General features: G+C 56.2%; 12 protein-coding genes. All 12 read right to left on the bottom strand.

Translation table 11 applies throughout. The features are described from left to right. Positions 1–480 (bottom strand): GNAT family N-acetyltransferase (locus RMO15_RS14885; RefSeq protein ID WP_309714193.1); only part of this gene is annotated, 480 nt, incomplete at its 3' end. A gap of 32 nt (positions 481–512) precedes the next feature. After that, entirely contained in the window at positions 513–1,028 is a 516-nt protein-coding gene (locus RMO15_RS14890; RefSeq protein WP_309714195.1) for a hypothetical protein, read from the bottom strand. A 12-nt stretch (positions 1,029–1,040) separates the two neighbouring features. After that, positions 1,041–1,823, bottom strand: coding sequence for a BPL-N domain-containing protein (locus tag RMO15_RS14895; RefSeq protein ID WP_309714197.1), 783 nt, complete (start codon positions 1,821–1,823; stop codon positions 1,041–1,043). Between the two features lie 85 nt (positions 1,824–1,908). Then, positions 1,909–2,619 carry a GNAT family N-acetyltransferase gene (locus RMO15_RS14900; protein ID WP_309714199.1) on the bottom strand — a complete coding sequence of 237 codons (711 nt, stop codon included), beginning with the start codon at positions 2,617–2,619 and terminating at the stop codon, positions 1,909–1,911. A 104-nt stretch (positions 2,620–2,723) separates the two neighbouring features. Next, complete coding sequence (locus tag RMO15_RS14905) at positions 2,724–3,113, bottom strand: nuclear transport factor 2 family protein (RefSeq protein ID WP_309714201.1); 390 nt, start codon at positions 3,111–3,113, stop codon at positions 2,724–2,726. Between the two features lie 611 nt (positions 3,114–3,724). Continuing rightward, a complete protein-coding gene (locus tag RMO15_RS14910) occupies positions 3,725–4,771 on the bottom strand; it encodes a two-component regulator propeller domain-containing protein (RefSeq protein ID WP_309714203.1) in 1,047 nt (348 codons plus the stop codon). Between the two features lie 17 nt (positions 4,772–4,788). Beyond that, on the bottom strand, positions 4,789–4,944 hold the full coding sequence (locus RMO15_RS14915) for a hypothetical protein (protein ID WP_309714205.1): 156 nt from the start codon (positions 4,942–4,944) through the stop codon (positions 4,789–4,791). Between the two features lie 9 nt (positions 4,945–4,953). Further along, on the bottom strand, positions 4,954–5,313 hold the full coding sequence (locus tag RMO15_RS14920) for a DUF5615 family PIN-like protein (RefSeq protein ID WP_369016117.1): 360 nt from the start codon (positions 5,311–5,313) through the stop codon (positions 4,954–4,956). Beyond that, a complete protein-coding gene (locus RMO15_RS14925; RefSeq protein WP_309714209.1) occupies positions 5,313–5,561 on the bottom strand; it encodes a DUF433 domain-containing protein in 249 nt (82 codons plus the stop codon). Before RMO15_RS14925 ends, RMO15_RS14920 begins: the two co-directional genes overlap by 1 nt. A gap of 108 nt (positions 5,562–5,669) precedes the next feature. Further along, on the bottom strand, positions 5,670–5,864 hold the full coding sequence (locus RMO15_RS14930; RefSeq protein ID WP_309714211.1) for a hypothetical protein: 195 nt from the start codon (positions 5,862–5,864) through the stop codon (positions 5,670–5,672). A 62-nt stretch (positions 5,865–5,926) separates the two neighbouring features. Next, a complete protein-coding gene (locus RMO15_RS14935; RefSeq protein ID WP_309714214.1) occupies positions 5,927–6,451 on the bottom strand; it encodes a hypothetical protein in 525 nt (174 codons plus the stop codon). A gap of 45 nt (positions 6,452–6,496) precedes the next feature. After that, positions 6,497–6,655: a hypothetical protein gene (locus RMO15_RS33290; protein WP_369016118.1), complete on the bottom strand. Its 159-nt coding sequence runs from the start codon at positions 6,653–6,655 to the stop codon at positions 6,497–6,499.

Below are 6,655 nucleotides of genomic sequence, written 5' to 3' on the forward strand. Positions count from 1 at the left end.
CACTTCGACGCCTTCATAGGCAGCGCAGTCCGAGAAACCGTTGGCCTCGTAGAGACGGTGCGCGGACTTCATAAAGAGGCCCGTGTCGAGACAGACGTGTTTGTAGCCAAATGCGCGTGCATCGTCGAGCAGGCGGTGGAGGGTAAGCTCCCCCAGCTTCCTTCCCCGAAACTCGGGCCGGACGTAGAGGCGCTTGACCTCCGCAACCTCCGGGCGAAGATACCGAAGCCCGCCCAGTCCCGCCAACTGGTTGTCGGCCTTGATGAGATAGAAGATGCCGCGTGGCGGCGGATCGCCACAGACTTTATCAATGACGGTTAGGACGTAGTCGCGGATCGGTATCCCAACGATTTCATTCGCCGAGACGTTAAACAGGTTTTCTATCTCGGTGAAAACCCAGGACAAGTACTCGACATTGAGCTGAATAAGCTCATCTCTGTGAGTGGCGACATCGGCAACAATGAATTCATGATTTGGCATGGTTAATGAGGTTGAGGAGCGCACAGAGGGCTTTAGAAGCGAATGCGTTTCCCATTAGCCGTTGCCTCGCCGCCCCCGTCGCTGACTTTTCCGTCTTTGCTGAAGAGTTTAAGGCTGAGCTTGGAGTTGAAGGAGTTGCCGTCTGCCGCGAGCGTAATCTTCTGCGACAGGATGCCGTAGCCATCGGGAGCCCAGCCGCCACCTTTGATCAGCTCCTCCGCGGAAGTGACTGCCTTGGGCTGAAAGAAGCGGTACTTCGCCTCGTAGGTTCGAGAACCTGTCTTTCTCCAGACGCCGTAGGCAGGAGGAGCGGGCGGTGCACTGTCGTAGTTCGACGACTCGGTCATGGTTCCACCGACGTGGAAGGCGTACATGAACTCAAGGTCTTTGACTGCGGCAAAGGCTCCCGTCGTGAACTGGACTTTTCCTTGCCACGCACCCGCCAGGCTATCGGTCGCTTTGCGTGTCTGGGCGAGGCCGGTGCTCGCGGTCATGGTGACAAATAGGGCGATTGCGCAGGCGGTGAGCGCTGCAGATCTAGTGTACATACAGGTTCCTCATCATGGTTTCTTCGGCACCAGCCAGCTTATAGCCAGCGGTATCAGGTGGTGCAGCCCCACCGTCATCTCGGGGTGTGGGCTGAAGCAGAGCACCCGACCGGTTCCGTACTCGGACCGGACAATCGCTGAGGTTCCCTGCATCACGCCACTAGGCGCACCTTTCTTGGCAATCTCGGAGGAGAAAGTCGCTAGGCTCTCGTAGTTGGGTACTTTGGGATCGTCCACCTCACGACGGGCCAGCAGGGGGCCTTGTGCGTAGTGGATGTCTAGCTCACGACCTTTTTCCTGCAAGAGCTCCGAGCCCTTTTCCGAGAGCTGAATCTTGACCTTGCCGGTGCCACGCGCCCAGTGTTGCTTGTCGACAACTTTGGCGTCGATCAGATTCAGCGACCAGGGATAGTCATTGGTGGCCAGGTAAGCCCCCGCACAGACACCAAGGTAGCCACCCCCCCGGCTGACGAAGTCCTGCACCGCCTTGCGCCCGTCTTCGCCGAGTGCTCTCCCTTGGCCCCCTCCGCTCCCGCCCGGGTGAACCAGGACATGCACCCCCGCCAGCTTTCCTGCGCGAATCTCCTCAACGGTGATGCGAATGACCTCCAGCTTCTGCCCTCCGGTGGATTTTAAAGCCGCCATCAAGTCGTTCGCGCTTGGCCCGACACCCGCTCCTTTGAAAACGGCGACCCGAATCGGGGAGTCCTGTGCAAAGAGCTTCGTGGTGCTGGTGAGAACCAAGCCAGCCAGGAGTAGGTAAAAGTGAATTTTTCTTCGTGTTAAGAGACGCATCTTCGGTAGCCTGCCTATCGTATTCGGGTTGCTGTTGTGGTTGTGCTGAGCATGTACTCTAACCTTAGCCTTGGTGGCTCCTTATTCAACTGGGCATTCGGACAAACATCGGAATGGATTCCACATCCCCAAAGCCAAGACGCTGGTAGACGGAGTATCCCGCCGCCGAGGATTGAAGGACACCGACACCGTACCCAAGCCGATTCGCGACCCGCAGGGCCTCCGCCGTGACGTGCGCACCGAGGCCCTTGCCCCGCTCTTTGGGCAGCGTGGCCACGCAGTAGATGCCCGCCAGCCCATTCGCGAGATAGAGCAGGGAGGCCGCAACCAGCTTTCCTTTGTTTTGGATGCCAAAGAACTGGACGGCGGCATCCGGCTCTGTGCTCACGCCCTGTACTTCCGGCGACAGCAGGCGCGCCAGCCCGCGTGGGAGCCCAAAGCCCTCCGCGACCACATCAGTCCAGGCAACTCCCTCTTCGACCGAAGACACCCGGAGAAACTTGTACCCCTCGGGGAGCTGGGTAGAGGCCACCGATACGGTGTCAACGGCCATCGCGGGCATCGGCGAAACCTTGGCAAAGCCCAGGGCTGTCAGCGCCTCCGAGACCGCATCGCTGACGCCTGTGACGAAAAGAACAGCGGACGGTTGCGAGAGCTCTAGCAATGGCGAGACGGCCTCGTTGACGACGCTGGTATCACCAGGCTCACGCAAGATGGCGAGGTTTCCCAGAGGGTGCGCTTCGCCTGTGATCACCCGAAAATACTGCGCGTTCTCAACCGATCCCTGGGATTTCATCAGGTCCCGCCAAATCAGGTCAATATGCAATACTGCTTCTCGGCCAATAGACGCCTCACTTGAGGCGATCGACGGGATGGGGTGATGTGTTGGCATGAGGCGTACTACTTGAGGGCGCTTTGCACAACAGCCGTGTCCGTGTGCTGCGTGAAGGAGGCAATGCCACTGTCCTTGAACTTCCAGACATGCACAAACGGGGCGCGGAAGCTCTTTCCGGTAGCCTTGTACGTCCCGCTGTACTGCCCCAGCGCCACAACCGTCTCTCCCTCGGCGACCAGCTCATGCGGAACGGCGGCAAAGCCATCCCACTCGGAACCTAGCTTCATGAAGACACCCTGGAGCACCGCGTCGGGGCCAATATAGGTGCCTCCGTAGGGAAAACCCTCCGCTTCCGTCCAGTGGATGTCTGGAGCAAGGGCAGCAAGCACCGTCGGAATATCGCCGCTAGCGAAGGCTGCGTAGAGACGGTTGATCGTCTCCGAGTGTTTCGTCATGGTCGTTCCTCTGTACGTTCGTGTATCTGTCGCAACAGGATTTGTTCCCTTGAGAGGAGTGTTATGCCGCAGTGACGAGCCATTCTACCCTAACTCTCGGTGGCTTTACGGGAGACGAGATAGATATGGAGGGCGGAGATGTCGGTGGGGTTGATACCGGGAATTTGCGCGACGTGACCGAGGGTGGCGGAGCATCGGTTGTGGTCGGCTGCAACCGATTATTGGGCATGCTCGCTGGTTCTGACGTAACGTTCGACAACAGCCTGTTCCGCACGCAAGCGTGCCGCTGCTGCGCCCGAAGACCGGAGCTACGACCGTGCTTATTGGAACGGCGGAAGCGTTATCCAACGCGGACAGCACAGACCGCAGTGCAGAGATGGCGACTGTGTCTTTCGCCTTCATTGCCAGGAGCAGATCCCCATTTAGCTGTCGCCGTATCGCTTCTGCCATGTCTTTCATTCGGTAGGTTCCTTTGCCCAACTAATGGCCAAAATGATGATGCATTTTACCCTATCCTTCGGTGGCTTTTCTGCTCACCAAGTAGATATGGAGCGCGGAGATGTCGGGAAGCCGCGCGGCTTCCCTGAAGGGAATGGCTCTTCTTTCTGCCGTCATGGCCGGAACTTCTCAAATGTCTGGCCGTTGAATTTGTACGCCCCTCCGTTGTGTGTCCCAAGCCACAAGACGCCTTTGTTGTCTTTATAAATGGCAAATGTTTCAATTGTGGTATTCCCTTCCTTGATAGGGTAGGGTAACTTCTGCTTTCCGTTGAATTTGAATGCACCCATCCGCAACACTGCCGTCCAGAGCTTGCCGTTGTTGTCATCAAGGATCGACATACCTTCCACGATGGTGCCCTTCGCCCGTTCTTGCAGCTTGCCAAAGTCGTTGACCATCCTGAAGCCATCAAGGGAAGCTCCGCCACTATACGTGAACCAGTAGTTGCCTTTCCTGTCTTCGAAAATGGATCGAACCGGTGCCTCTGTTAAAATTTTGTCGGTGAGCCAGTCAAACGACTTGCCATCATACCGACACACGCCCACGCAGGTGGTGCCGAACCAGAGGTTGCCTTTGCTATCTTTCAATATGCAGTAGACATCATACGGGTTGTAAATCGCATTCGGGAATTTTGAGCGTGGCATCTTTGCAAAGTGCTCATCGCCGAGTTTGGTCTTGGGGAATTCCAAGCGGTGCAACAACTTGCCATCATAACGGAACACGATACCAGCATCTGGAGGCCCTACGAACCACAGATCATCTGACTGCTTCTTCCAATTTGTCCGAGACGAACTCGCCGAAATGCCTAGCGTCGTGAAGGACTTCCCATCGAACTTGCTAATGCCCTCGTACGTGGTGAAGTAGAGGTTCCCCGACTTGTCCTCCTGAATCCCTCGAATCCGATTGCTACACAACCCGTCTTTTGTTGTGAAGTTGACAATGATTTTTCCGTCATAACGGTATACGCCCTGGTCATTGCTCCCGAACCAATAGTCATGGTTCTTGGCCTGAAAAACGTATATTGCGCTCGAACCCAACTGTGAAACAATCTTGCCTTTGGCAACGGGTCCCCTCTGATTGTTGCCGGTGGCAGCGGCGCTGGCGACGGCCAGCAGGACGGACAGTACCAAACCGGTGCGGGTAGGAGTAGAGTTAGACATATTTCAAGAAGTTTACCCTACTCACGGAAAGCTTTTCGGGAGACGAGATAGATATGCAGCGCGGAGATGTCGGCGGGATTGATGCCGGGGATTCTTGCCGCTTGCCCGAGCGTGGCGGGGCGGAGGCGGCTCCATTTTTCTAGCGCTTCGTTAGCGATGGACGGGACGAGCACATAATCCCGTCAGGAGTTTGGCGTGTTAGCGAAACGGACATGATCTTCCGTTACGACGACGAAATTACCCGGCAGTCGCTCCACATGATTGTCCAGTAGGGCTTGTAAGACAGCAATCTTGCTCGCAGTGCGCTCATTTGCCAAGCGCAGGAAGATCACTCCCTGGTGGCGGCGACGCTCTCGATAGACCATCTCACCGAAATCTTTGTCGTTGGTAATCAGTATCCAGCCTTCGGAGAACGCTTTCAGAAGGAGAGCGTCATCCATCGCACCTTGCGCCTGGTCGTACACCGAGAACACTTCGTATCCCTGCTGGCCGAGCCACATGGCAACGCCGGGGCCGGTGCACTCGTCCACCAGGAAACGCATCAGGCGGCCACGGGGATGAGCGGCATGAACGCGCTCTCTTCGAGCGACTTGCTTGCGAACAGCAGGCAAGCTGAGATGTCATTTTTCGTCAGTCCCTGGTACTCCGCCAGTATCTCTGCCTCGGTTGCCCCGTGCGCCAGGAGCTTCACAAGGTACTCGACCGCAAGGCGCGTTCCACGAACGACCGGCTTACCGGCCAGAACCCCAGGGTCGGCTGTGATACGGGCGAGTAGCTGTTTATCTGTCATAAATCGGCCTCCGATATGCAGGTGAGTAGTGCGTTTTAGTATAACACAGGAGGCTGATCCGTAGCCCTCACTTGACCGCCAGCAAGCTTGTCCGCATCGAACCCCGGCTTAAGCCCACCCTGCGCCCCGCCACTCTTGGCCTGTTTTCACGACTTCGTCGAAGTCGGGGGAGTCCGCATAGATTCCGACAAACCAGCGCCACCCGCGCTTCGTCGTTGCAGGCTGTTGTGCGAGCTGCTCTTGTACTTTTTGGACGGTATTTTCCAGCTTCAAAACGCGCTGCTCCAAAGTCTCGGCTGCCATACGTCGGGTGCTCCTTGTCGTTTGAGTTCTCAAATTATAGCATGAGCTATCTATCTCATTTACTACCAGAACTTCCACCAAGGTTTGTCTCGACCTTTCTCCTTTGGTTCAGATGAGACAAGCTCACTGCGCGGCTGGTACTTACCATATTCATTGATCCCGAGAATATGCATGCCATGAGCTTCAATGAGAGCAATGAATGCACCGATGCCCCCATAGGGATACGCCTCAGGATCAATCCGTAGCTCACCAGCATTGCTGGACGTTTTGACGATTTCAAGCATCTGATACTCGCCATTTTTGACTGCGTCAAGAATACTGCCAAAGTCCCATTCGTCACCGATTGCATCACTAGGCTCCATAATAATGATGGGGCGAGTGGCACGTATCTCCGCAACCACAGACAGCTCTTCAGCAGGTGGCCAATAGAAATGTGCCCTGACATTTGGATGGATTAGTGGTAACCATTCTGAGACTTCAGGGAAGTCACCGGTACGCTTTGCTTCTTTAAGCGCATCGAACATAGCCACGAGAAAGGGGAACATATCCTCTCGGTCGATTCTGAAGTACACCCCGAATGCTTCCATAGTGTTTTGGCTGAAGTGGTCGAGTTTTTCCCTACGACCCTTACCCTAGGTGGCTTTTCGGGACACGAGATAGATATGGAGCGCAGAGATATCGGCGGGGTTGATGCCGGGAATTCTTGCGGCTTGTCCGAGCGTGGCGGGGCGGAGGCGGCTCCATTTTTCGAGGGCTTCGTTGGCGATGGACGGGACGAGCGCGTAGTCCAG

It is taken from the genome of Armatimonas sp. (assembly GCF_031410135.1).
GTDB lineage: Bacteria > Armatimonadota > Armatimonadia > Armatimonadales > Armatimonadaceae > Armatimonas.